Below are 24,502 nucleotides of genomic sequence, written 5' to 3'. Positions count from 1 at the left end.
AGCAAGGGCGAGACAAGGCGAAAACGAGCGAAAAAGCGGAATGTACATGTGGTACATGAGCATTTTGAGCTGGTTTTCAACGCCGTATCGCTGAAGCGCAGCAGACATTGAACAGGTTCTTAGAAGCCGGCTTCGATCAGGTCTATCTCCTCCTGCGACAGCCCGCCGGCCAGGGGGTGGTCGGACGGGGTGCTGCCGCCGGCGTCCGGCGCGCGGCCCAGCCTGGCCAAGGCGCGCAGCGCGTCGAACCAGTCCTCCGCCAGCTTCTCGATCTCCTGCCGGTCGAACAGGCGGCCGGCCCACAGCCAGGTGGCCACCAGTTCCGGTCCGTCCGGGCCGTCGTGGGTGGCGGCGTTGAGCTCGATGGCGTGGGTCTGCGGCGTCGAAGGATCGCTGTTTCCGTCCAGCCCGGCCGCTTCCGGCGCCGGCATCCAGTCGCCGCGCGCCGGCGTGGCGAAGCGTCCCAGGTAGTTGAAGCCGAGTTGCGCCGGCGCGGCGCCGCTCAGCCGGGCGGCGGTCTCCGGATTGAGATAGCGCAGCAAGCCGTATCCCAGGCCCCGGTCCGGCAGCGCGCGCAATTGCTCCTTGACCCGCTTCAACGCCGCGCCCAGCACGGCGTCGTCGTCCAGGGCGGCCGCGGCGGAGGCGCCGGGGTCGAGACAGACGGGGAACAGGCTGGTGAACCAGCCCACGGTGCGGGAAAGATCGCAATGCTCGCCCAGCTCCTCGCGGCCGTGGCCTTCCAATTCCAGGCGCACCGCGGAGCCGCCGTCCCGTCCCCGGCCATGCCGCCAGCGCGCCACCGCCAGCGCGAAGCCGGTGAGCAGCACGTCGTTGATGCCGGCGTGGAACAGCGCCGGCACCCGGGTCAGCAGATCGGCGGTGACGGCGGAAGGCAGCGCGACGCTCAGACGCCGGCTGGCGCCGGCCGTGTCCAGCGCCGGGTCCAGCCGGCAGGGCGACAGCGGCGGATCGGGCTGGTCTTGGATGGCCGCCCACATCGGCGTTTCGGCCGCGCGGGCGGCGCGGACAGCGTCCTCGTTCAGCAGCAGCGCCCAGCGGCGGAAGGAAGTAGCCACCGGATCCAGCCGGATGGCTTGGCCGGCGCGGGCCTCGCGCCAGGCGGAGGCCAGGTCGGGCAGCAGGATGCGCCAGGAAACGCCGTCCACCGCCAGGTGATGGATGCCCAGCCACAGCCTGCCCGGCGCGTCCGGGCCGGCGTCCAGCCACAGCGCCCGCAACATGGCGCCGGCGGCGGGGTCCAGCTGCCGCGCCGCGGTGGCGATGTCGGCCGGCGGGATCTCCAGATGCGCGTCCGCCGCGATGCGGCGCAGGCAGTCCTGCGCCGATGTCGAGCCGACCGGCGGCACGCTCAGGCCGTTGTCGGCATCCAGCCGCATCCGCAGCGCGTCGTGTTTGTCCAGCAAGGCTTGCAGCGCCTGCAGCAGATGGGCTTGTTCCAATCCGGCGGGGGTTTGCAACAGCATGGATTGGTAGAAGCCGCTTTGCGGGCCGCCGCGCTCCAGCCACCAGCGGATGATGGGCGTCGCCGGCAGCGGGCCCTCCGCGGTGTCCTCGGCCGCGACGGCGACGACCGGCCGGGCGACGGCGGCCAGCGCCTCCACCCGAGGATGGAGGAAGACCTCGCGCGGGCTGAGCAGCAAGCCTTGCCGCCGTGCGCGGCTGACCAGCAGGATGGAGGCGATGCTGTCGCCGCCGAGATCGAAGAAGCCGTCGTCCAGACCGACTTCGTCCAGGCCCAGCAACTCGGCGTACAGGCCAGCCAGGATGTGCTCGGCGTCGCTGCGCGGAGGCCGCCGCTCGCCGGCCTGGAAATCGGGCGCGGGCAGCGCGCGGTGGTCCAGCTTGCCGTTGGGGGTCAGCGGCAGCGCGTCCAGCGCGACGACGGCGGCCGGCACCATATAGTCGGGCAGCTGCGCCGCCAGGGCTTGTCTGAGCGAGGACGGGGCGATGTCGGCGCCGGGGTGGAGCGCGACATAGGCGAGCAGCTGGCGCGGCGCGCCGTCCGTCTCGCGCAGCACCGCCCGCGCCTGGGACACGGCCGGGTGTTCGCTCAGCCTGGCCTCGATTTCGCTCAGTTCGATGCGGAAGCCGCGCAGCTTGATTTGTTGATCGGCGCGGCCGAGGAATTCCAGCTGGCCGTCGGCGCGCCAGCGCGCCCGGTCGCCGCTGCGGTAGAGCCGGCTGCCGGCGGGGCCGAAGGGGTTGGCCACGAAGCGCTCGGCGCTGAGCGCCGGCTGATCCAGATAGCCGCGCGCCAGGCCGCTGCCGGCCAGATAGAGTTCGCCGGGCGCGCCGACGGGCAGCGGGCGCAGCGCGGAATCGAGCACATAGGCGCGGGTATTGTCCATCGGCGCGCCTATCGGCAGCGGCGCAGCCAGTGGCTGATCGCGCGGCAGCGGGCAGCAGGTGGCGAAGGTGGTGGTCTCGGTGGGGCCGTAGACGTGGACCAGCTCCAGCTCCGGATGGCGCTCCCGCACCCGCTGGAAGGCGCGCAGCGAGGCGGCTTCGCCGCCGGTCCACAGCGTGCGCAGGCTGGCGAAGCAGTCCGGCCGCTCCTCGGCCAGCAGGTTGAACAGCGCGGTGGTCAGGAAGGCCGCGGTGACGCTTTCCCGCCGCAGGACGTCCGCCAGCGAGTCGATGTCGTTGTCCCCCGGCGGCGCCAGCGTCGCCTGGCCGCCGTGCAGCAAGGGGGTCCACAGCTCGTAGGTGGAGGCGTCGAAGGCATGCGGAGAGTGCAGCAGCACCTTGCTTTGGGATACGCCCTCCCAGCGGCGGTCCAGCGCCAGATCCCTGACGTTGGCGTGGCTGACGGCTATGCCCTTGGGCACGCCGGTGGAGCCGGAGGTGTACATCACATAGGCCAGCGCGTCGGGGGTCAGCTCCAGGCGGGGCGGGTGCTCGGCGCTGTCGGACGGACCGTCTATCCGCAGCACCGGCAGGCCCGGCGGCAGCATGGCCGGCGCCGGTGTCTCGTCGGCCAGCAGCAAAGCGGCGCGCGACTGGGTCAGGGTCCAGGCACGCCGCTCTTCCGGCTGGGCGGTGTGCAGCGGGATATAGCAGCCGCCGGCCTTGAGCACGCCGAGGATGGCCACCGGCAGCAGCGGGCCGCGCCGCAGCCACAGCGCCACCGGCGTTTCCACGGTCACGCCGGCCGCGCGCAAGCGGTGGGCCAGCGCGTTGGATTGCAGATCCAGCTGGCGGTAGCTCAGGCGAACGTCGCCGGCGCAGACCGCGACGGCGTCCGGCGTCAGCCGGGCCTGCCGGCGGAACAGCTCGGGCAGCGTCGCCGGCGCGGTGGCGCGAGTGGTGGCGTTCCAGCCGTCCAGCTGGCGGCTCTCGGCCTCGTCCAGCCAGCGCAGGCTGGCCAGCGGCCGCTCAAGATCGCCGGCCAGCGCCTGGAACAGGCGCGTCAGGCTGGCGAGAATGCGCTCGGCCGCGGCCGGCGGGAAGGCGTCGGCGCGGCAGCCCAGCCGGAGTTCCAGTCTTTCCCCCGGCACCACGCAGAGGCCCAGCGGGTAATGCGACACATCGCCGCCCAAACCGTCGACGGGGCGCACACTCAGGCCGTCTCCGGCGCGGCTTTGGCGCAGCGCGTCGAGCTGCGGATAGTTTTCGAACACCATCAGCGTGTCGAACAATTCCTCCATGTCCGTCAGCTGCTGGATGTCGCCGAGTCCGAGATGCTGATGCTCCATCATCGCGGCCTGGCGCGATTGCAGATCGTCCAGCCAGCCGGCCAGCGTGGCCGACGGTTCCAGTTTCAGGCGCAGCGGCACGGTGTTGATCAGCAGGCCGGGCAGCCGCGCGATGTCTTCCAGCGGGGCGGTCCGTCCGGACACAGTGATGCCGAACACCAGATCGTCGCGGCCGGTCAGGCGGGCCAGCAGCAGGCCCCACGCGGCCTGGGCCAGGGTGTTGAGGGTCAGCCCGCGACGCCGCGCCTGGGCGGACAGCGCGGCGCTGAGCTCCGCCGTCAGCGCGGCGGTGTGCAGATCCGGCCGCCGTTCCGCGGCGGGGAGGCCGGGCGCCACCAGGGTGGGCTCGTCCACGCCGCGCAGGTATTGGCCCCAGGCCTGGCGGGCGGCGGCCTGATCGCGGCCGGATAGCCAGAGCAGGTAATCGCGGTAGGCCGGCGCGGGCGGCAGCGCGGCCGATTCTCCCTGGCGGTAGAGCGCGAACAGTTCTTCCAGCAGCACGGGAAGGGACCAGCCGTCGAGCAAGAGGTGGTGGAAAGTCCAGAGCAGGCGGTGGCGCTCCGGCGCCAGCCGGATCAGGGTGAAGCGCAGCAGCGGCCCGCGGTCCGGCGGCATGCTCTCCCCATGATCGGCCGTCTGCATGTTTTCCAGCCGCGCGCGCGCCTCGTCGTCGCCGAGCGCCGACAAATCGGCTTCCCGCCACGGCGCGGCGCTGTCCAGGCTCAAGGCCTGCATCGGTTGCTGGGTGTCCTCGTGAATGAAGGAGGCCAGCAGATGCGGGTGGCGGCTAAGCAGACGTTCGACGGCGCGGCGCAGCGCGGCGCTGTCCAGCGCGCCGTCCAGCTCGATGCGCATCTGCACCACATAGGGGTTGGCGGCGGAGTGGTCGTAGAGCGCGTGGAACAGCAGGCCTTGCTGCAGCGGCGTCAGCGGCAGCAGTTCGGCGAGGCCGGGGCGGCGGCGGCTCAGGCGCTCGATTTCGGCCGGCTCCAGCCGCAGCAGCGGCGCGTCGGCGCGCGCGTCAACGGCCAGGGCCGAGGCCTCGGCCGCAACTTGGGCGAGGCCGCGGACGCTGGGGTGTTCGAATACCTGGCGCGGCGTCAGGCCCAAGCCCCGCTTGCGGGCCAGGCTCACCAGCTGGATGGAGCTGATGCTGTCGCCGCCGAGATGGAAGAAGCTGTCGTCCAGACCGACGCGCTCCAGGCCCAGGGTTTGGGCGAAGGCTTCGGCCAACAGTTTTTCTTTTTCGGTGACCGGCTCGCGGTGCTCGGCCAGCGTCAGCTCCGGCGCCGGCAGGGCGCGACGGTCCAGCTTGCCGTTGGGCGTCAGCGGCAGCGCGTCCAGCGCCACCCAGGCGGCGGGCACCATGTAGTCGGGCAGGCGGGCGGCCAGCGCGTCGCGCCAGCGCGCGACGTCGGCCTGGACGCCGGCGGCGGACACCGCGTAGGCGACCAGCCGGCGCTGCCCGGGCGCGTCCTCGCGGATCAGGACCACAGCCTGGGCGACGCCGGGCTGGTCCAGCAGCGCGGCTTCGATCTCGCCCAGCTCGATGCGCAGTCCGCGCAGCTTGACCTGATGGTCTAGGCGGCCCAGGTAGTCCAGCGCGCCGTCCTCGCGGCGGACGACGCGGTCGCCGGTGCGGTACAGCCGTTGTCCGGCGGCGAAGGGGTGGGCGACGAAGCGCTCGGCAGTCAGCGCCGGACGGCGCAGATAGCCGCGGGCCAGGCCGACGCCGCCCAGATACAGCTCGCCGGGAATGCCGGGCGGCAAGGGCCGCAGCATGGCGTCGAGCACGAAGAGCTGGGTGTTCCAGATGGGATGGCCGATGGGCACCGAGCGGCTGTCGCGCGTCGGATCGCAAGTCCAGGCGGTGACGTCGACGGCGGCCTCGGTGGGGCCGTAGAGATTATGCAGCGGGCAGGGCAGCGTCTGGGCGGCGCGGGCCAGCAGCGGCGCGGGCAAGGCTTCGCCGCTGCACAGCACGCGGCGCAGGCTGGCGCAGCCGGCGCTGGCGGGCTCCTGCAGGAAGGCGTCCAGCATGGAGGGGACGAAATGCAGGGTGGTGACGCCGCGGCGGCGGATCAGCTCGGCCAGATAGACGGGATCGCGATGGCCGTCGGGCCGGGCCAGCAGCAGCGAGGCGCCGGCGAGCAGCGGCCAGAAGAACTCCCAGACCGAGACGTCGAAGCTGGACGGGGTTTTTTGCAGCACCACGTCGTCGTCGGCCAGCGGGTAGACGTGCTGCATCCACAACAGGCGGTTGACGATGGCGCGATGGCTGTTGACGGCGCCCTTGGGGCGGCCGGTGGAGCCGGAGGTGTAGATGACGTAGGCCGGATGCCTGTCGTCGCCGGGGAGCTCCAGCGGCGTATCGGACAGGGTCTCGAGCGCATCGTCGAGTTGGTCCAGGCATAAGGCGTGTTCGACCGGCAGGCCGGCCAGCAGCTCGGAGCGGGACAGGACCACCGCGGGCTGGGCGTCGGCCAGCATGAAGGCGATGCGTTCGGGCGGGTAGTCGAGATCGATCGGCAGATAAGCGCCGCCGGCCTTGAGCACGGCGAGCAGGGCCACGACCAGATCGATGGAGCGGGGCAGCGCGACGGCGACCAGGGTTTCGGGGCCGACGCCGTCGGAGCGCAGGCGGCGGGCGAGGCGGTTGGCGCGCTGGTGCAGCTGGCGGTAGCTGAGGGTGGCCTCGTCGAAGCGCAGCGCCTCGGCGTCGGGGCTGAGCGCGGCCTGACGTTCCAGCAACTGGGTCAGGGTGGCGGCGGGCAGCGGGGCGTCGGTGCGGTTCCAGGCGGCGAGCGCGTCTTGCTGGGCCGGCGTGGCCGGCGGGATGCGGGCGAGCGGCAGCTCGGGCTGTTCGGCGATCAGGCGCAGCAGTTCCAGCAATTGCCGGGCGATGCCGTCTACGGCGTCGGCGGAGAAGAGGTCGGGTCGATAGCCGAAGCGCAGCTCGAGTTCGGGTCCGGGGACGGCGCACAGGTTGAGCGGATAGTGCGAGGTGTCCACGCCCTGGCCGCCCAGATAGCCGATGGACAGCGCGTCGTCCACGCGGCGATCGTCATCGGCGATCGGATAGTTTTCAAAGACCAGCAGGGTGTCGAACAAATCGCCAAGGCCGGCCGCCTGTTGGATCTCGGCGAGGCTGAGGTGTTGATGCTCAATCAGCGCGGCCTGCTGGGCCTGCAAGCGTTGCAGCAGGGCGGTCAGGGTTTCCTCGGGCTGCAGCCGCAGGCGCAGCGGGACGGTGTTGATCAGCAGGCCGACCATGCGCTCGACGCCGGGCAGTTCCGGCGGGCGTCCGGAGACGGTGACGCCGAAAACGACGTCGTCTGAGGCGGAGAGGCGGGCGAGCAGAATGGCCCAGGCGGCTTGCAACAAGGTGTTGAGGGTGAGGCCTTGCCGGCGGGCCAGCCGTTCCAGCGCGGCGTAGACCGCCGGGTCCGCCGTCACATTGTGGTTGCGCGGCAGCTGCCGGCTTTGGGACGCGTTGGGCGCCAGGCGCGCCGGCTGCTCCAGCCCGGCCAGATGCTTGATCCATTGGCGCTTGGCGGCGTCGCGGTCGCGGGTGTGCAGCCAGGCCAGGTAATCGCGGTAGGGAATGGCGGGCGGCAGCGCGTCGCCGCGGTAGAGGGCGAACAGTTCGCGCAGCAGCACCGGCACCGACCAGCCGTCGAACAGCAGGTGGTGGAAGCTCCACAGCAGCTGGTGGCGCTCCGCGTCCAGCTTGACCAAGGTAAAGCGCAGCAGCGGCGCGCGCGCCGGGTCCACGCCGGCGGCGTAGTCGTCCGCGCGCAGCCGTTCCAGGGCGCGCTGCTGTTCATCAGCCTGATGCGCGGACAGGTCCAGCTCGCGCCAGGGCGTCTCCACGCGCTCCAGCACGATTTGCGCCGGCTGCTCCAGCCCGTCCGCGGAGAAGGCGGCGCGCAGATGGTGATGGCGTTGCAGCAAGCCTTCGGCGGCCGCCCGCAGCTTGTCCGCGTCCAGCGGGCCGTCCAGCTGGAAGCCCATCTGTATCAGATAGACGTCGCTTTGACCTTCGTCGTACAGCAGGTGGAACAGCAGGCCCCGCTGCAGCGGCGACAGCGGCAGCACCGCGCTGACCGCCGGATAGCGGGCGCGGATGCTTTCCAGGTCCGCGGCGCTGGGCGGCGGCAATTCGCCCGCCGCCGCGTCGGCGTCCACCGGGCGGACCCGGAGCGCCAGACGCTCGATGCAGGGGTGGTCGAACACGTCCTGCGGGCTGAATTGCAGGCCGTGGGCGCGGGCGCGGCTGACCAGCAGAATGGCGCTGATGCTGTCGCCGCCCAGATCGAAGAAACCCTGGCCCAGACCCACCCTGGACAGCCCCAGCACTTCCGCGTACAGCTTGGCCAGCGTTTTCTCCAGCCAGTCCCGCGCCTCGCCGGCGTCGGCGTTTTCGAAATCCGGCGCGGGCAGCGCCTGTTTGTCCACCTTGCCGTTGGGGGTCAGCGGCAGGCGCTCCAGCGGCACCACCGCCGCCGGCACCATGTAATCCGGCAGTTGCTCGGCCAGCGCCGCGCGCAAGGCCGCGCCGTCGGCTTGCAGGCCGGCGCGGGAAACGACGTAGGCGATCAACTGCTTGATGCCGGGCAGGTCTTCGCGCAGGCGGACCACGGCCTGGCTCACGCCGGCTTGCTGGGTCAGCAGGTGTTCGATCTCGCCGGGCTCGATGCGGTAGCCGCGCAGCTTGAGCTGTTCGTCCGCCCGTCCCAGGTAGTCCAGCGCGCCGTCGGCGCGCAGCCGCGCCAGGTCGCCGCTGCGGTACAAGCGGCTGCCGGCGGGGCCGAAGGGATTGGCGACGAAGCGCTCGGCGCTCAGCGACGGCCGGCCCAGATAGCCGCGGGCCAGCCCGTCGCCGGCAAGATACAGCTCGCCCTCGACGCCCGGCGGCAGCGGCCGCAGGGCGTCGTCCAGCACGTAAGCCTGGACGCCGGGCAGCGGCGCGCCGATGTCGGCGGGCGCCTCGTCCCGCATCTGGCCGCTCATCGTCGCGCACACGGTGGCCTCGGTGGGGCCGTAGGCGTTAAGCATGGTCCGGCCGGCGGACCAGCGCCGCACCTGGGCCGCCGGGCAGGCCTCGCCGGCGACGATCAGGCCGCAATCCTGTGGGATGCCGCCGTCCGGCATGAGGGCCAGCGCGCTGGGAGGCAGGGTCAGATGGCTGATTTTCTGGCGGGCGAGCAAGTCCGCCAGCGCCGCGCCCGGCGTCAATTCCGCCGCCGGCGCGGTGACCAGACAGGCGCCGGAGAGCAAGGTCATGGCGACTTCGGAGAAGGCCGCGTCGAAACTGGAAGACGCGAATTGCAGCACGCGGGCGCCGGCGGCGATGCCGAAGCGGCGGCTCTGCGCGCGCGCCAGCGCGCCTATGCCGCGGTGAGTCACCGCCACGCCCTTGGGCTGGCCGGTGGAGCCCGAGGTGTAGATCAGGTACGCCAGCTGGTCCGGGAAATCGTGAAGCGGAAGCGCCTGATCCGGCTGCGCCTGCCATATGGGCTGCTCGGTATCCAGTTCCACCACCCGCGCCCAGTGGACCGGCAGTTGTTCGGTCAGCGCGGCCCGCGTCAGCAGTGCGGCCGGCATGGCGTCGTTGAGAATATAGGCCAGCCTTTCCCGCGGGTAATCAGGGTCCAGCGGCAGATAAGCGCCGCCGGCCTTGAAAATGGCCAGCATGGCGATGATTTGTTCGGGCGAGCGGTCCAGGCACAGCCCCACCGGCGTTTCGCGGTCTATGCCCAGCTCCCGCAGATAATGGGCCAGACGGTTGGCCTGGCCGTCCAGCTCGCGGTAGCTGAGCGCGCGCGCGCCGTGTCGCAGCGCGATGGCGTCGGGATGGTCCGCCGCGCTTCGGGCGAACAGGGCGGCGAAGGTTTCAGCCGGGGCGACCGCGGCGTGCGGATTGCGGGAGGGGAAAACGGCGTTGTCGTTCATATCGCACCTTGAATGGCTTGCGGAACAGGGCGTGAGGCCGCAACCTTCCGCGCATGCGCGGCCGGGCGGCGTTTTTTTCGGTGTGGAGCGGGATGGCGGGTAGGGCGCGCGGCGAACGCGCCGCCGCGAGATGGCGAGAGCGGTGCCGCGCTTTGTCCTGAAAGCGGGCGCGTCCCGGCATGGCCCCCTTGAGCCGGGGCGGGAATCAGCCGGTGGAGAGCAAGGCGTCCTGAGCGCGGGCCAGACTGGCGGGCCGCATGTCTATCCAGTTTTGTTCGATGTGGTCCAGACAGGACTGGCGGTCGGAGGGGCCGAAACAGGCTTGCCAACCCTCCGGAACCGGAGCGAACTCGGGCCAGAGCGAGTACTGGCCCTCATCGTTGACCAGGGCGAAAAAAACGCCTTCCTTATTGTCAAACGGGTTCGCCATGACACTTCTCCCTGTGGCTGTCTCATGAGGTTTGTCTGCGTCAATGCGCAGAAATATCTGAACAGCATATCAATACAAAATGAACATGTCATTAAATAAATATGGTTTTATCGCAATAAATGGACTATGGCGAGGCGGAGCGGGGCAGGGAGAAAAACGCAGAGGGGCGGAATGCGCGTACGGCGAGAGGGGTTCGATGCGGCGCTCATCGCGCAAGCTGCCACGGCGCGCGGCGGCCCCGCCGCCGCCCTCGGCCGGGAACGCCGGCGGCTAGCCGGCCATGCGCTTCATCACGCGTTCGATTTCATCTTGCAGCCGGATGACGTCTATGGGCTTGGTCATGAAGCCGTCCATGCCGGCGGCCATGGCCGCCTCGCGGTCCTCCTGAAACGCTCCGGCGGTCAAGGCGATAATGGGCGTGGCGCGCTTGTCGCTGTCGGGGTCCACCTGACGGATGAACTTGCAGGCGGTGATGCCGTCCATCACCGGCATCTGAATGTCCATCAAGATGAGGTCGATGTCGTGGTGCTGCCACGCGTTGATGACCTCTTTGCCATTGGACGCGGTATAGATGCGGTGCCCGTATTTTTTGAGCAGGATGGTGACGATGTCCAGATTGATCGCATCGTCATCGGCCACCAGGATGTTCAGGGGGGACGGCGGCTTGGGCATGAGCTCCGTCGCCGCCGGCTCCAGGCAGGACAGGGCGTCCGGCGGCGCCGGGCGCAAGGGGAGGTAAACCTGAAAGATGGAGCCTTTGTCCGGGGTGCTTTGCACCTCGATCCGGCCGCCCATTTTCTGGGCCAGCTGCAAGGCGATGGTGGTGCCCAGGCCGGTGCCGCCAAAGCGGCGGGTGGTGGAGGCGTCCGCCTGGGAAAAGGGTTCGAACAATTTGGCCAGGGTGTCCTTGCTCATGCCGATGCCGCTGTCGCGGATCAGGATGACCACGTTTTCCCCCGCGGACAGCACCGTCAGCCAAACCCCGCCCTGAGCGGTGAACTTGATGGCGTTGCCAACCAGGTTCATCAAGATTTGCCGCACCCGGAAAGCGTCGCCGATAAAGGCCTGCTGGATAATGGCCGGGTATTTCAACTGCAAGCTGATGCCTTTTTTGCTGGCGCTCAGCCGCAGGATGTCGATCACGTGTTCCGCCACCTCGCGCAATGAAAAGGGCGCTTCCTCCAGCTCCAGGGCGTTTTGTTCGAGCTTCGCGGTGTCGAGGACATCGTTGAGCAGGCCCAGCAAGCTTTTGGCGGAGTGGTTGACGGTTTTCAGCATGCTTTTTTGCTGAGCGTCCAGCTCGGTGTCTTGCAGCAAATCGGTGTAGCCGATGATGGCGTTCATCGGCGTCCTGATCTCATGGCTCATATTGGCCAGGAAGGCGCTTTTGGATTTGACCGCCGACAGCGCGCGATTCTTGGCCTCGATCAAGGCGAACTCCGCCGCCTTTTTCTCCGAAATATCCAGAATCACCCCGTCAATCAACAGCGGCGCGCCGGCGTCGTCGTAGACGCCGCGAGCGCTCTCCAACACCCAGCGCTCCTCCTCGTTCAGGCATAGCAAACGATATTCGAGAACATAGAGCTGCCGCTGCTCCAGGGCGGCGCGGATGGTTTCGCGCACCCTGTCCCGGTCCTCCGGATGGATGATGTCCAGCAGCTGGATGCGGCCGTCCAGAAAGGATTTGGCCGACCAGCCGCAGAGCTTCTCGATGTCCTCGCTGATGAAGATGGTCTTCCAGGGTTCCAGGCAGTGGCTGCGAAAGGCGACGCCGGGAATGTTGTCTATCAAGGTGCGGAACTGCTTTTCACGGTCCTCCAGCTCTTGCTGGATGCGGTAGCGTTCGCTGATGTCGCCGATGAAACCGACGTAGATCACCTGATCGGGCAGCAACACCTTGCCTATCGATAGCCGGATGGGAAACTGGACGCCGTCTTTTCTGAGCGCCATCTCCTCGCGCTCCCTGCCGATCAGCTTCGCAATCTGAGTCTGCTTGTAGTCGGAGAGGAAACGGTCATGCTCGGAGTGATGCGGCTCCGGCATCAATAGCTTGATGTTCTTGCCCAGCAACTCGTCGACCTTCCAGCCAAACAAGCGCTCCACCGCCGGGTTGGCCGTCAAGATGCGGCCTTTTTCATCAATGGTGATGATGCCGTCCAGCGAGGTGTTGAAGGTGGCTTGCAGCTTCAATTCATTGCTTTGCGTTCTGAGGTACAAGGGACGGTAACGCAGCAACACATTGCCGACGAAGACCATATTGCCAAGCAGGAGCACCGTGATGGCGATGGCGACGGCCAGGCCGGCGTTGTTGTCCAAGGCGTTGCGGAACGCCGGGTCCGGCGTGCCGATGAAGCGGGCGGCCTCCATGCCGAAATAATGCATGCCGGCAATGGCCACCCCCATTACCGCGCCGCTGAGCAGCGTCATCCATCCCTTGCCGATTTTTTTATTGTCCAGGCCAAAGCGTATCCACAGCGACAAGGTGCTCAGCAAAACGGCGAGCAGGATGGAAACGGAGAACCACAGCGGGTCGTAGCGCAGCAGCGGCGTCATCCGCATGGCCGCCATGCCGGAATAATGCATGGTGCCGATGCCGCTCCCCACCAGCACTCCGCTGATCAGCAACTGCCTGCCGTCGATCTTGGGCTGAGACAGCAAGTGCAAGGCAATCAGCGAGGCGGCGACGGCGGGAAGCATGGACAAGAGAGTGGGCAGCAGCGCGTATTGGACCGTGCTGCAAACGCTGAAAGCCAGCATGCCGACAAAGTGCATGGCCCAGATGCCGCCGCCCATGGCGCAAGAACCGGTGGCGAGGGCGACCCGGCGCAGCCAGCGATCGCTGGCCTCGCGGGCCAGGCCGGCGATCTGCAGCGCCAGACAAGAGGTGAAAACGGCGACCAGCAAGGACAGCGCCACCAGCCACAGATTGTATTGGGTCGGTAGAAATAAATAGGACTGGTAAGCGTCAATGAAAAACGAACTGAGCATGGACTCCCCATTTTCAATGGTTTCTTTACGCTATGCCAACTTAAGCGCCGGGACTCCTCTCAGGTATAGACAATGGCGGCCGCGTCGGCGGGCTTGGGCAAACGGCGTCTGTCGTAGCGCTCATGCGCCGTATCTGCCGGCCTGCGGAAGAAGGAGGGCGGGAGCAACCGCGTGCCCCCAGCCGCCATCGGCAGATACGCCGCGCATGTGGCCAGGCGCTCATGCCGCGGTGAAGGGGCGGGCCGGTCGATGGCCCGCAGGCGGGCGGAAGCCGTCAATTACCGCCGGGTTTGTTGACGCATTCAATCAGCAAAAAGGCTTTCCATAAACCATATCCTATTGAATTTACAAACTTAATGGAATATCTGCTGACAGTGGCCTATGCTTTCCTGATCAGTCTCTAGCGCCCCGCCGACGCGTTGACTCCTTTTCAAGAAAGGGAGCTCTGATGGTTACCGAACTTGCGCTCGTGGATTTGTTCCGCCCCTATCTGCTCAAGGGCGAGAACACGGATTGGCATGCCGTGCTGTCCGTCCTGTATGTCGAGAGTTTCGAGACGGCGTTTGGCGTGGAAGGCACGGTCATCCGCGGCGTGGCGCGCTTCTCCGGCGATGTCGAGATCAGCTTCGATCCGTCCAGCGGCACGCTGCGCGCAGAGGCGTCCAATACCGAAGGGCACCCGCGCAGCCAGCCCGGCCGGCGCGACCCCTGGTTCGACATCACCGACACCCACGTCGAGTTCGCCCTGTCGGTGCCGCGCGCGGCGGGCGCCATCATCGCCAACGGCGTGGGCGGCATTCCCGGCGGCGACGCGGGTTTCGCGCCGGTGCGCGCCGTGCTCAACGCCTGGGACCCGATCCCCGGCGACGCGCCGCCCTCGGACTATCCCGGCACCGGCTTCACGCTGGACCTGGTGCTGGCCGGCATCGTGCTGCGGCCTCCCTTCCTCAAGCCGGCCAAGATGGAGAGCGACGGCCTGCTGGTGCCGGACGCCTCGCGCAGCGACGTCTTCTTCACCCTGCCCAAGATCAAGCTGCGCCTGTCGCAAGGCAGCGACGCCGCCGCGGCGCTGAACGTGTCCATCGCCTCGCTGGGCGTCACCGGCATAGACGATCCCGGCGACATCGGCGCCGCGCAGCTGATTACGATGACGCCGCCCTATGCCTTCGTCGGCGACGGGCAGGTGGTGGGCTTCGGATTCCGCTCCGCCACGCTGGACCTGGCCGACGGCTACACGCCGCCGGAGGTGCTGGACCAGTTTGGCTTCGACGAGAGCTGGACCGGGCTTTATCTGCCGGAGATCCGCCTGTTCGTGGCCCCCAACGGCATGCAGGACTTCGCCGTGGACGCCGGGGTGCGCAACTTCCTGATCGGCTTCGGCCAATCCAGCGGCGTGACCGGCGATTTCGAGCTGATGGTGATCAATCAGGGCGCTGGCCAGCTCAATGTGTCGGCGCGCTTTTTCACGCCGGACGGCGCCGCCATCGGCATCCGCCGCACCGGCGAGCACACCGCCGAGGCGTCCTTGCCCGCGCGCACGCGCATGGTGATCGACATCACGGGGGGCCGCGCGCCCTATGTCGGGCAGGCAAGCTTCGGCGGCGGCGCGCATAACGGCCTGGTGCACGACATCGATCTGTCCGGCGCCGCCGACATGAGCATAGGCGTCACCGCCACCGACGCGTCCAATCCGCAGAAAAGCGCCACCCTCACCATCACCGCGCGGAGGGAGCAGGCCGCGCAGAGCCTGCCCGCGCCCGGCGCCGCGCCCGGCCAGCCGGCCACGGTGCGCACCACCTCCATTACGCTGGAAGGGCAGCCGCAGACCACGCCCGAGCTGTTGCTCGTCCGTCAGGACGCGAGCTCCGTCACCGTCAGCCTCAACCCGGCCAATCCGGCCACGGCCTGGACCGTGGACGGCGCGGCGCAGAGCCCCGGCGCCACGGTGACGATCCCGGTGTCCGCCGGGCAAACCCGGGCGATACGCGCGGAGCTGAGCAGCGGCTCCGTGACCGGCATTACCTGCTACTACCGCTTCGATCACCCCAATGACAGCGATCCGGCCGACTACGCGCTGATCCCCGACAACACCAACAGCTCGCCGGCGGTGGACCCGAGCGGCAGCGCCGTCTGGACGCCGCCGGCGACGCCGTTCATGCAGCAGTACCGCGCGGCGCTCAAACGCATTTCCGCCGCCGCGCTGACGCTGACCGGCGTGGCCAGCTTCGAAGGCAATGTGGCCAAGGCCAAGTACAACTACCTGCTCTCGCGCCGCCGCGCGCGGGCGCTGCAGCAGATCCTGAGCGCGGAGGCGGCCAATCCGGACGCCAATCTGCGCATCCCCAGCTTTACGCTGACGCTGGACCCGCCCGACATCGGCGCGGCGGAGCCGCCGCCGGCCTGGACCGCGGACTGGCAGACGCATTCCGGCGCGCGCAATCTGTGGTGGAAGGCGAGCATCGGCGGCTTCGGGCCCATCGCCTTGCCGGGCACCGTCACCCAGGGCGACGCCACGCGGCCGGCGGCCCCGCCGCCGCCGCCGCCCACCATCCCCACGCGGGATCCCGCGCCCGCCACGCCGCCGCCGCCGGACTGGTTCCGCTCCGCCGCGCTCAAGGTGCGCATCGTGCGCGATCAGTTCGTCGCCATTGAATTGAGCGGGTCGATCGACTTTGAAACCGCGGCCGAACAGCGGCTGCGCAACGGCGGCGTCGCCCAGGGCGACATCCCCACCTTCCAGGGCCTGGGCAGCCAGAACCCGTCGGACGGCATCGTCAATTACCAGATCCTCTACCAGCGCGATCCGGCCAGCCAGACCGACGAGGTCAAGCTCTACCTGGGCGCCGATCCCAACGACCGCGACGGCCTGGTGATGACGGGGCAGCTGGCCGGCCAGCCGCTGCAAGCCCCCAGCACCGGCCGCAACGTGCTGGGCATGACCACGGTGTTCACGCCGCTGCTGGCCGCCACCGCGCCCGCCAATCCGGCCGACGGCGACGTCGGCGCCCTGGTGCTGACCGGGGCCGCGCTCGCGCTGCCCATCACGCTGGCGGAGCTGGGCCTGTTCAATGTGGAGCGCGTGGTGTTGTACGGCGGCGAGTTGCATGTGACGACGCGAGCGGGGCAGTGGGTTTCCACGCTGCTGTTCGACGTGGAAACGGCGGTGTCGGCCAATGTCTCCATCGGCGGCTTCCAGCTGCTGGAGATTCCGCGCAACAAGCCGCTGGCGGTGCGCTACAAGGCGATAGGTCTGCAGATGGGCTATCCGCCGGGCTCGGCCAACCGCTTCCAGCTGCGGCCGATGTTCGATTCGTCCAAGGGTTATTCCATCGACCTGTCGGGGCCGGGCGCGGTGCGCGTGCCGGACCCGCTGGGCCAGATCATCCAGGTGTTGGGCGCGCGCATCGCGCGGACCAATCCGCTGACCTTCGAAGTGGATCTCGGTTTCGCGGTCAACCTGGGCGTGATCACCATAGAACGCGCGCGGGTGCGCATTCCCGTGGATCCGGCGGGTCCGCCGGAATTGACGGCCTTCGCCGCCAGCCTGAAGGTGCCGGGCACCATAGAAGGGCGCGGCTATATGGAGATCAACGCCAACCCGTTCGAGATCAAGGGGCAGATCGACGTATCGCTGGTGCCCATCAAGCTGCGGCTGGCGGCGGGCATCGCGGTGTCCGACATCCCGGCGGCCCTGGGCGGGCCGGCCACGGCGGTGGCGATCTCGCTGGAACTGGAGCTGCCGGTGGCGATACCGCTGGCGCAGTCCGGCTTCGGCATTTACGGCTTCCTCGGCCTGTTCGCCATGCACTACACCCGCAACGAGGACGGCATCACCTCGCTGACGCCCGCGCTCACCTGGCTCAAGGACCGGGCCCAGGGCAATCCGACCAACCTTCAGGCGTGGAAGCCGCAGATAGACCATTGGGCCTTCGGCGTGGGCGCCATCCTGGGCACGATGGAAGGCGGCATCATCTTCAACGTCAAGGGGATGGTCCTGCTGGAACTGCCGGGGCCGCGCCTGCTGCTGGTGGTCAAGGCCAATCTGCTGGCCAAGCTGCCGGACCTCAAGGACAAAACCGCCGAAGGCACCTTCCTGTGCGTGATCGATCTCGACTTCGGCCGCGGCACGCTGACCATTGGGCTGTCCATCGATTTCAAGATCACCCCCATCGTGCAGATCACCATCCCGATCGAGGCGTATTTCAACCTCAATCACGGCGGCGACTGGCACGTCTACCTGGGCACCTTCCCGGGCAGCGACAGCATGAACCGTCCGCTGCCGGGCCCCATCCACGCCAACATCCTCAAGGTGTTCGACGGCCAGGGCTATGTGATGGTGTCTGGGCACGGCATCCCGGCGTACAAGGGCTTGTCGGCGGTCTCGGGCGTGGGCTTGGCCGTGGGCCTGGAGGTGTCCATCACCTGGGGCAACACCTCGATCAACCTTTATCTGCGCGCCACCGCCGGTTTCAACGCGGTGCTCGGTTTCGACCCGTTCTACGTGGGCGGCCTGCTCTACGTCCGCGGGGACTTGCACCTGTTCATCATCAGCATCAGCGCGTCGGCGGATCTGACGGTGCAGATCGGCACCAAGTCCGACGGCTCGCAGATCTCGCGGATAGACGGCGAGATCTGCGGCGAGATCGATCTGTTCTTCTTCAGCATCAAGGGCTGCGTCGATTTCCACATCGGCGAGCAAAACCCCATCATCCCGGCCGCGCCCGAGCTGGTCCGGGCGGTGAGCCTGGTCAGCCGTTCGCCCGCGCTGGTGGTGGGCACCGGGGTGGACCGCGGCATTGATTCGAAAATCGGCGACGCGCTGCGCGGCGCGTCGCAGCCGGCCGCCAACAATCCGGCCTTGCCGGTGGTGCCCATTGACGCCATTCCGGTGATCACGATGTCGGCCACCCCGGTGGACGACGCGCTGACGATTCTGGGCCAGACGCCGGGCGGATCGCCCGGCGCGCCGGCCGACGGCTTCGTCAAGCGCGGCGACTACGCCTACCGTTACGACGTGACCGCCGTGGAGCTGACGCGCGCCGACGGCGGCGTCGCGGTCGGCCCGGGGCCGACGCCGTCGACCTGGTGGACGCTGAACGACCCCACCGAAGGCAATCTCGTCGCCAATCTGTCCCTGCTGAACTGGGTGCCCAACCCCACGCCCAAGGCGCTGGAGCGCAGCCAGTTCCTGGAAGAAAACATCACCGAACGCTGGGGTACCGTCTGCCACGACGCCGCGCCCGCCGCCGCCGTGCTCTGGACCTTCGAGCACGAACCCAGTGGCCCGTCGGAAACCGGCTGGCAGGTGGACGGCATCGCCTGGCCGGACCCGGACAAGACCAAGCGCTCGGAAGCGCCGGACCTGGAGCTGGAGGTGAGCGAACGCTGGCGCACCGGCCAGCGCCAGCTGGACCGCCAGCGCGGCATCGTGCCGGCCGTCATCGCGGGCACGCAAGTGCCGTGCCGCCAGAAGCCCGGACTGCCGTCCTCCACCGTGCCCGCGGGCGTCGCCGCGCCGCTTAATCTGTCGGGTTTCGCCAGCCGTCTCGCCGTCGGACGCGCGGTGCTGGAAGCCGCCACCGCGCCGTCCATCGCGCTGCGCCGGACCGACCGCATCGACGTCGCCCCGGTCGCGTTTGCCGACACCGTGCGCCAGCTGGCGAGCAGCACCGTCATCAACCGAGCGGCGCTGACGCAGATCAGCGCCGGCCTGGCCACGCTGGCGCCGTCGGCCGCCGCGCCGGGCGCCGCCACCGTGCCGCCGCGCCGCTGCGACAGCCGTCTGCTGGCGTCTCCGCTGTACGACATCGGCCTGCCGGTGGTGTTCGGCGACAAGCGCCGCGCGGGCGAGGTGGCCGCGCAACTGGAGCAGGCCGGCTTCAAGCAAGGCCCGCTGGACGATGTGATCGTGGTGAGCTGCGGCGCCATCGTCGACGGCCGCATCCTGCTGCTGGCCCGGCGCGAACTGCCGCCCAACCCCACGCCGGCGCGCGGCCTGGTGCTGCGTCTGCTGGACGTGAGCGGCGCCGAGATCGGCCGCCGCGTGGTGAGCAACGCCGACGCGCTTGGCCTGCTCGGCCTGCCGCCGCGCTGGACGGACGCCAACGGGCCGTGGGTGGATCCGGTGTCCCACGTGGTGCTGCAATCCCAGCTGATGCAGGCGCAGGGCTATGTGCCGTATCTGATCCACCTGGACAAGGCGGAGAAGCTGGACCGCATCGAGATCGGCGTGCCGCACGCGAAGGACCCGGCCGCGGCCAAGAAACGCGAGGTGAGCGGGCGGCCGTACTATGTGGCCGCGCTGGAGTTCACCCGCTGGGCCGAGGCCGCGCGCGAAGACTGGGATCAACGCCAGACCCAGCGCAACCGCGGCGTGCTGGAGCAATTGCTGGGCGCCGCCAGCGGCGACGTGGCCTTGCTGGCGCCGGACGAGCTGTACCACCTGCGCACCACGGTCCATATCCGCGCCCGCGACAAAGCCGGCAACGAAACCGACGGCGGCGCGCAGACGCAGGACTTCTGGTTCCGCACCGACGCCAACAGCCCCAAATCGCTGGAACCGTGGATGCTGTGCACGCTGCCGGCCGCCGGGGAAGCGCATTATTTTGGCGAGGAGCACGTGCGCCTGGTGTTCGGGACCAACGATGTGGACAAATTGTGGGGGGCCTACGGCAAGGAATTGCGCGTGCGCCTGAAGGCCGCCTCGTTCGCCCAGGTGAACGTGCCGGGCATCGAGCATCCTGTGCCCATCGTCCATCCCGCCGGGGGCGGCGCCGGCATCCAGCCCAAGCTGGGCGATGTGAAGGCGAGCGTGATGTCGCCGTTCGAAGGCGCGCTGGTGGACAAGCTGGCCGAGTTCGGGCCGTGCATCCCGGTCGATGTCGACCGCTCGCGTCACAGCGAGCTGACCCTCCCGATCCCGCTCGATCCCTACACCGACTACGTGCTGGACATCGAAGCCGTGCCCATGGGCGCGCCCAAGAATGCCGTGGGCGAGCGCGTGCTGCGGCGGCATTTCTCAACCGGCGCCTTCGGCACCTTCGACGCGTTCGCCACCGCCTTCCAGGGCGTGCTGACCGAGCATCGTTACGCGCCGACGGGGGCCATGCAGGGCATTTTCGCCACCGCCGCCTTCGCCAGCCGGGACCCGCAGGGGCCGGAGCTGGATCAGGCGATGATGGCCGCCGGGCTGGAGCCGATGCCGGTGCCCAAGGAGCCGCGCGTCGTCGTGTTCTGGGAACAGGCCAACCCCGCGGCCACGCCGCAGCCGGTGGCGGTGATGATAGACGCCCCCGAACCCATGCGCCGCACCCGCCCGCTGCCCAGCGAGGAGCCCAGCGGCGACACGCCGCCCAGCAAACGCTGGCAGATGACCGAGCAAGTCTGGCTGGATCTGACCCCGGCGGCCGGCAATGCGGCCGGCGTGAGCCAGACGCTGTGGGCGCCGGGCAATCAGCGCGCGCTGATCCGCCTGGGCGCGGGCGCGCGCGGTCAGCGGCTGCGCCTGGCGCTGGAGCGCAAGGTCTTCAAGGCGGCTTATCTCGATGGCGCGGGCGCCGCGCCCACCGATTTTGTGATCGTCGACGAACCGCTGGCGCATGCGCCGTGGGAAGAGTTCTGAGGAGCCCCGAGATGGCGACCCGTATCTACGACCCCGCGATCCTGAACGCGCAAGGCGCCCTGGTGGATTTCACCGCCCTCCTGCGCCAGCGCGGCGGAGTCAACCCCAATATCGGCGCGGCGACCATGGTGCCGCCCAAACGGCGCGCGCTGCTGCTGCGCTGGCAGACCAGCCCCGCGGCCGGGCTGCCCAGCGAGCCCTTCAAGGTTTGGCGCCGTCCGGCCACGCCGCTGGGCCAGCCGCATCCGGTGGGCTATGAAGAACTGGCCTTGCCGCCGCTGTTCCGCATCATTCAGTTCGACGCGCCGCTGGCTTCGGCGCGGCTGACCGTGCATTCCAGCGCCGGCGGCATGCTCAGCGTGGCCGTGCTGGCCGGACCGCCGGTGCTGGAGGCCATCGTGGCCGTGCAGTCCCGCACCCTGGCCGCGGGCGGCAGCGACACCCTGGAGTTTCAGGCGCCGCTGATCACCGGGCTGATGCTGGTCAACGTCTCCAGCTACGACGCGCCCACCGGGCTCAACGCCGACGAACTGGAAAAAGTGGAAGGCTGGCAGCTGGTGGAAACGGTGGGGCTGCCGGTGGCGGAGGCGGACTGGGCGGGGCTGGGCCAGCGCCACGGCGTCAAACAGGGCAGGGTGGGCGCGGAAATGCCGGCGCCGGACGCGGCGGTGGACCGCTACCAGCGCGGCGTCAATCCGCTGGGCTGGTGGCCGGCGTTTCCGGACGCCGCGCCGGCGCCGATGTGGCAATTGCCGGACCCGGCCAAGCTGGTGGACGAGAGCGCCATCGAACTGCTGCCCATGCTGCATGACGTGGCCTCGCTGCCGCCCAATCAGCAGGCGGCCAAACGCTTCACCTTCACCATCGATCCGCCGCAGAACCCGGCCGGCGAAACCATGCCCGCCACGGACCCGGGCAAGGCCGATCTGTCGCCGGTGGGGCTGTTGGCGATGGCGGCGTCGACCGATCCGCTGCTGGCCGTGACGCTGGGCTACGGCACCGGCTACGCGGACGAGGACATTCCGCCCATCAACTTCGCCAGCAGCCAGCTGTTCGGCGACGCCAGCCGCAGCGATTGGGACTGGCTGATCACCGGCCTGTGGGACAAGGGGCTGGACGGGGCGTCGGGGCCGGTGGAGTTCGCCGCGCTGGTGCCGCGTCCGGGCCTGGCCTTGCCCGCGCCCACGCCGGCGGATTTCGCGGTGGACTTCCAGGCCAATCTGCGGCCGTCTCAGGCGGACCGGGACTGGCTGGCGTCGATCCGGGCGAGCTGGGAGCGCTTTCCCTTGAACCAGCTGAGCGCGGTGGCCAGCTACGCCGCGGCGCGGCGCCGCAACGGCGCGCCCGGCGCGGCCGAGGCGCTGCTGCAAAAGCACGCTCAGGCCGGCGGCCATCGCCCCATCGGCAGCGCGCGCAACGACCGCGACCCGGAGCCGACGCGCCAGAGCGCCACCGACGGCGCGCTCGCCGTCCCCAATGATCCGGGCAGCGTGGCCATGACGTATGCGGCGGCCACCCAGAATATTTTCGGCATCTGGAGCCCCTGGGCGGCGGCGGCCATCACCGTGGGCCAGCCGGACCTCTCGCCGGTGCAGTTCCTGTCCGCCGACCTGCGCGCGACGGACCCGGGCAGTGGCAGCGTCTGCGCGGCGTCCCTGGTGTGCGAGATATCGGTGGACTGGCGCGTGCGCACCCCGTCGCGCATCGATCTGCGCGGCCGCCTGTTCGCCGCGGCCACGCGCAGCAGCGCTCCGCCGGCCGCGCCCGCGCCGGCGGGGCTGCAAAAATCGCTGGGCGGCGCGGCGGCGGCCATGCAGCTGACTTTCGCCGGCGACGCGCCCGCGCTGGCCGGCGGCACGGTGGATGCGCTGGACGCGGAAGGCGCGGCGGTGGTGACGCCCGGCCACGCCGCGCAGGGCAGCAGCCGGCGTTACCGGCTGACGATTCCAGGCTTCTCGCTGGACTTCGGCGCCACGCCGCATATCGGCCTGGTGCTGGAGGCGCGCGCGGTGGAGGCCATCGCGCCGCACCGCAGCGGCCCCTGGCCGCCTACGCCGCGCCTGGCTTACGCCTCCGATCCGCGCGCGCGGCCCACCGTCGTGGACATCGTCCAGCTCGCCAGCCTGCCGGACGCCGCCGGCGAATGCCACGCGCACCTGAGCTGGGCGGCCGTGGCCGGCGCCGTGGGCTACGCGGTGTACGAAAGCACCGAAACCCGCATCCTCAGCAGCCACCCCGGGCAGCCGGAACCCACGCCGGAACGCACGCTCAGCCAGCGGCTGAGCACGATCAAGCAGGCGTTCAAGGCCAACCCCATCCGCCGGGACTTCATCCGCCGCAACGCCGAACTGATCACCGTCACCGCCGCCGACGTGACGATGCCGCGCGGCTCGCGCGACATCCACGTCTACACCGTGCTGCCCATGATGGCGGGCGGCCACGAAGCGGCCTGGCCCAGCGGGCCGAACGCGGATCAGGCGCTCATCGCCTACGCCGCGCCGCGCGTGGCCGAGCCCGCGCCGCCAACGATAGAAGTGCAGATGGTGTTCGACAAACCGCCCGCCGCGCCGGACTACCGGGCGCGCATCCGGGTGGGCACGCGCGGCGGTGCCGGCGCGCGGCCCAAGCGCATAGACCTGTACCGCGTGCGCGTGGACGACGCGGCGCGCGCGCTGGACAGCATGGGCCCGCCAATCGCCAGCGTCATGGCCAGCGGCGGCGGCTGGACGGTGAGCGCGCCGGACGGCGGCGGCGACTGGATCGCCCGCCTGGCCGGCGAAGACCGCCCCAGCGGCTCATGGCGCAATGTCTGGTATCGCGCCGTGGCCTGGAGCGACGACGACGCGCTGCGCGGCGTGCTCAAGGGGCGTTCGCGGCCGTCGCCCGCGGTGTCGGTGCTGATCCCGCCGGCCGGGCCGCCGGACCTGTCCCCGCTGACGATGAGCTGGCCCGGCGGCGATCCGGCCGCGGTGCTGCTGCAGTTCAGCTCCAACGCGCCGGTGGCGGCCACGCCGGCCGGGCCGCACATGCTGTCGGTGGAAGCCGTCCTGGCCGGCGGCGCGCCCCTGTTGCGGCGGCAGACGGCGCTCGACAAGCTGGGCCTGGCGCCGCCCGTCACCGGCACGGACGTCTGGCGCATAGACGGCGGCCCCACCCAATACCGGCTGCTGGTGCGTCGCGCCGCCATGGGCGACGCGGTGTCGGTGACGGTGCGGATGACGGACCCGCTGGGACGCGCGAGCGAGCGTACGCTGGCCATCCCGTCCGGCTCCATCGTCCCGCTGCCGCTGTTGTCGCCCATCGTCGGCGCGGCCCTGTCGCCATCCGGCAAGGCCTACACCTTTAGCAGCAACGCGCCGGACAGCGATGCGGGCGGGGTCTATCGTCTGCGCATAGAACTGACGCCCGAACCGTCGGTTCCGCCCATTACGCCGATACCGCCCATCCGGCCCTTGCCGACCATTCCGCCCCTCTCGCCGCGGCTGCCGCCCGGGCTGGGCGGCATAGGCGGCATAGGAATCCCACCCATCATCATCGGCCCGCGTCCCGCGCCGTCCCAGTTCAAGCTGATCAACGGGGTCTATGTGTTCGAGGCGGAGCTGGGCTCGGTGCCCACCGTGTCCGGCAGGCCCGTCCTCGGCGCGTCGGGGCCGGCCGTGGCGCGGCAGGCCGCGCCGGCGCACGACCATTTCGCCATCGTCTCGGCGCTGGCCTTGCGCGGCGTCTTGGTTCGCATCATCACGCCCGACGGCCGCACGGTCGAACAACGGGCCCACGGATAAGGAGCGC

Annotated in this window: 5 protein-coding genes; 2 read left to right on the top strand and 3 right to left on the bottom strand. The window is 69.6% G+C overall.

Features of this window, described 5'->3' with window-relative positions; genetic code table 11:
- Positions 1 to 119: 119 nt before the first annotated feature.
- The 3 genes from JC616_RS13140 to JC616_RS13130 all read right to left on the bottom strand — a co-directional run bounded on the left by JC616_RS13140 (position 120) and on the right by JC616_RS13130 (position 13,092).
- Positions 120 to 9,674 carry a non-ribosomal peptide synthetase gene (locus tag JC616_RS13140; protein ID WP_227103486.1) on the bottom strand — a complete coding sequence of 3,185 codons (9,555 nt, stop codon included), beginning with the start codon at positions 9,672 to 9,674 and terminating at the stop codon, positions 120 to 122.
- A 205-nt stretch (positions 9,675 to 9,879) separates the two neighbouring features.
- Complete coding sequence (locus JC616_RS13135; RefSeq protein WP_107798774.1) at positions 9,880 to 10,104, bottom strand: MbtH family protein; 225 nt, start codon at positions 10,102 to 10,104, stop codon at positions 9,880 to 9,882.
- Positions 10,105 to 10,374: 270 nt separating this feature from the next.
- On the bottom strand, positions 10,375 to 13,092 hold the full coding sequence (locus tag JC616_RS13130; protein ID WP_227103485.1) for an MHYT domain-containing protein: 2,718 nt from the start codon (positions 13,090 to 13,092) through the stop codon (positions 10,375 to 10,377).
- Between the two features lie 448 nt (positions 13,093 to 13,540).
- On the opposite strand from JC616_RS13130, the gene JC616_RS13125 reads away from it, so the two are divergent.
- Both JC616_RS13125 and JC616_RS13120 read left to right on the top strand, forming a co-directional pair.
- A complete protein-coding gene (locus JC616_RS13125) occupies positions 13,541 to 20,713 on the top strand; it encodes a hypothetical protein (protein WP_227103483.1) in 7,173 nt (2,390 codons plus the stop codon).
- An 11-nt stretch (positions 20,714 to 20,724) separates the two neighbouring features.
- Entirely contained in the window at positions 20,725 to 24,495 is a 3,771-nt protein-coding gene (locus tag JC616_RS13120; RefSeq protein WP_227103481.1) for a hypothetical protein, read from the top strand.
- Positions 24,496 to 24,502 lie beyond the last annotated feature (7 nt).

The sequence above is a fragment of the Chromobacterium rhizoryzae genome (assembly GCF_020544465.1).
Lineage (GTDB): Bacteria > Pseudomonadota > Gammaproteobacteria > Burkholderiales > Chromobacteriaceae > Chromobacterium.
This window is presented reverse-complemented; position numbering and strand designations above follow the sequence as displayed.

Coding starts and splice junctions, on each gene's coding strand:
- JC616_RS13120 (WP_227103481.1), top strand. CDS start 20,725: ATGGCGACCCGTATCTACGACCCCGCGATCCTGAACGCGCAAGGCGCC.
- JC616_RS13140 (WP_227103486.1), bottom strand. CDS start 9,674: ATGAACGACAACGCCGTTTTCCCCTCCCGCAATCCGCACGCCGCGGTC.
- JC616_RS13135 (WP_107798774.1), bottom strand. CDS start 10,104: ATGGCGAACCCGTTTGACAATAAGGAAGGCGTTTTTTTCGCCCTGGTC.
- JC616_RS13125 (WP_227103483.1), top strand. CDS start 13,541: ATGGTTACCGAACTTGCGCTCGTGGATTTGTTCCGCCCCTATCTGCTC.
- JC616_RS13130 (WP_227103485.1), bottom strand. CDS start 13,092: ATGCTCAGTTCGTTTTTCATTGACGCTTACCAGTCCTATTTATTTCTA.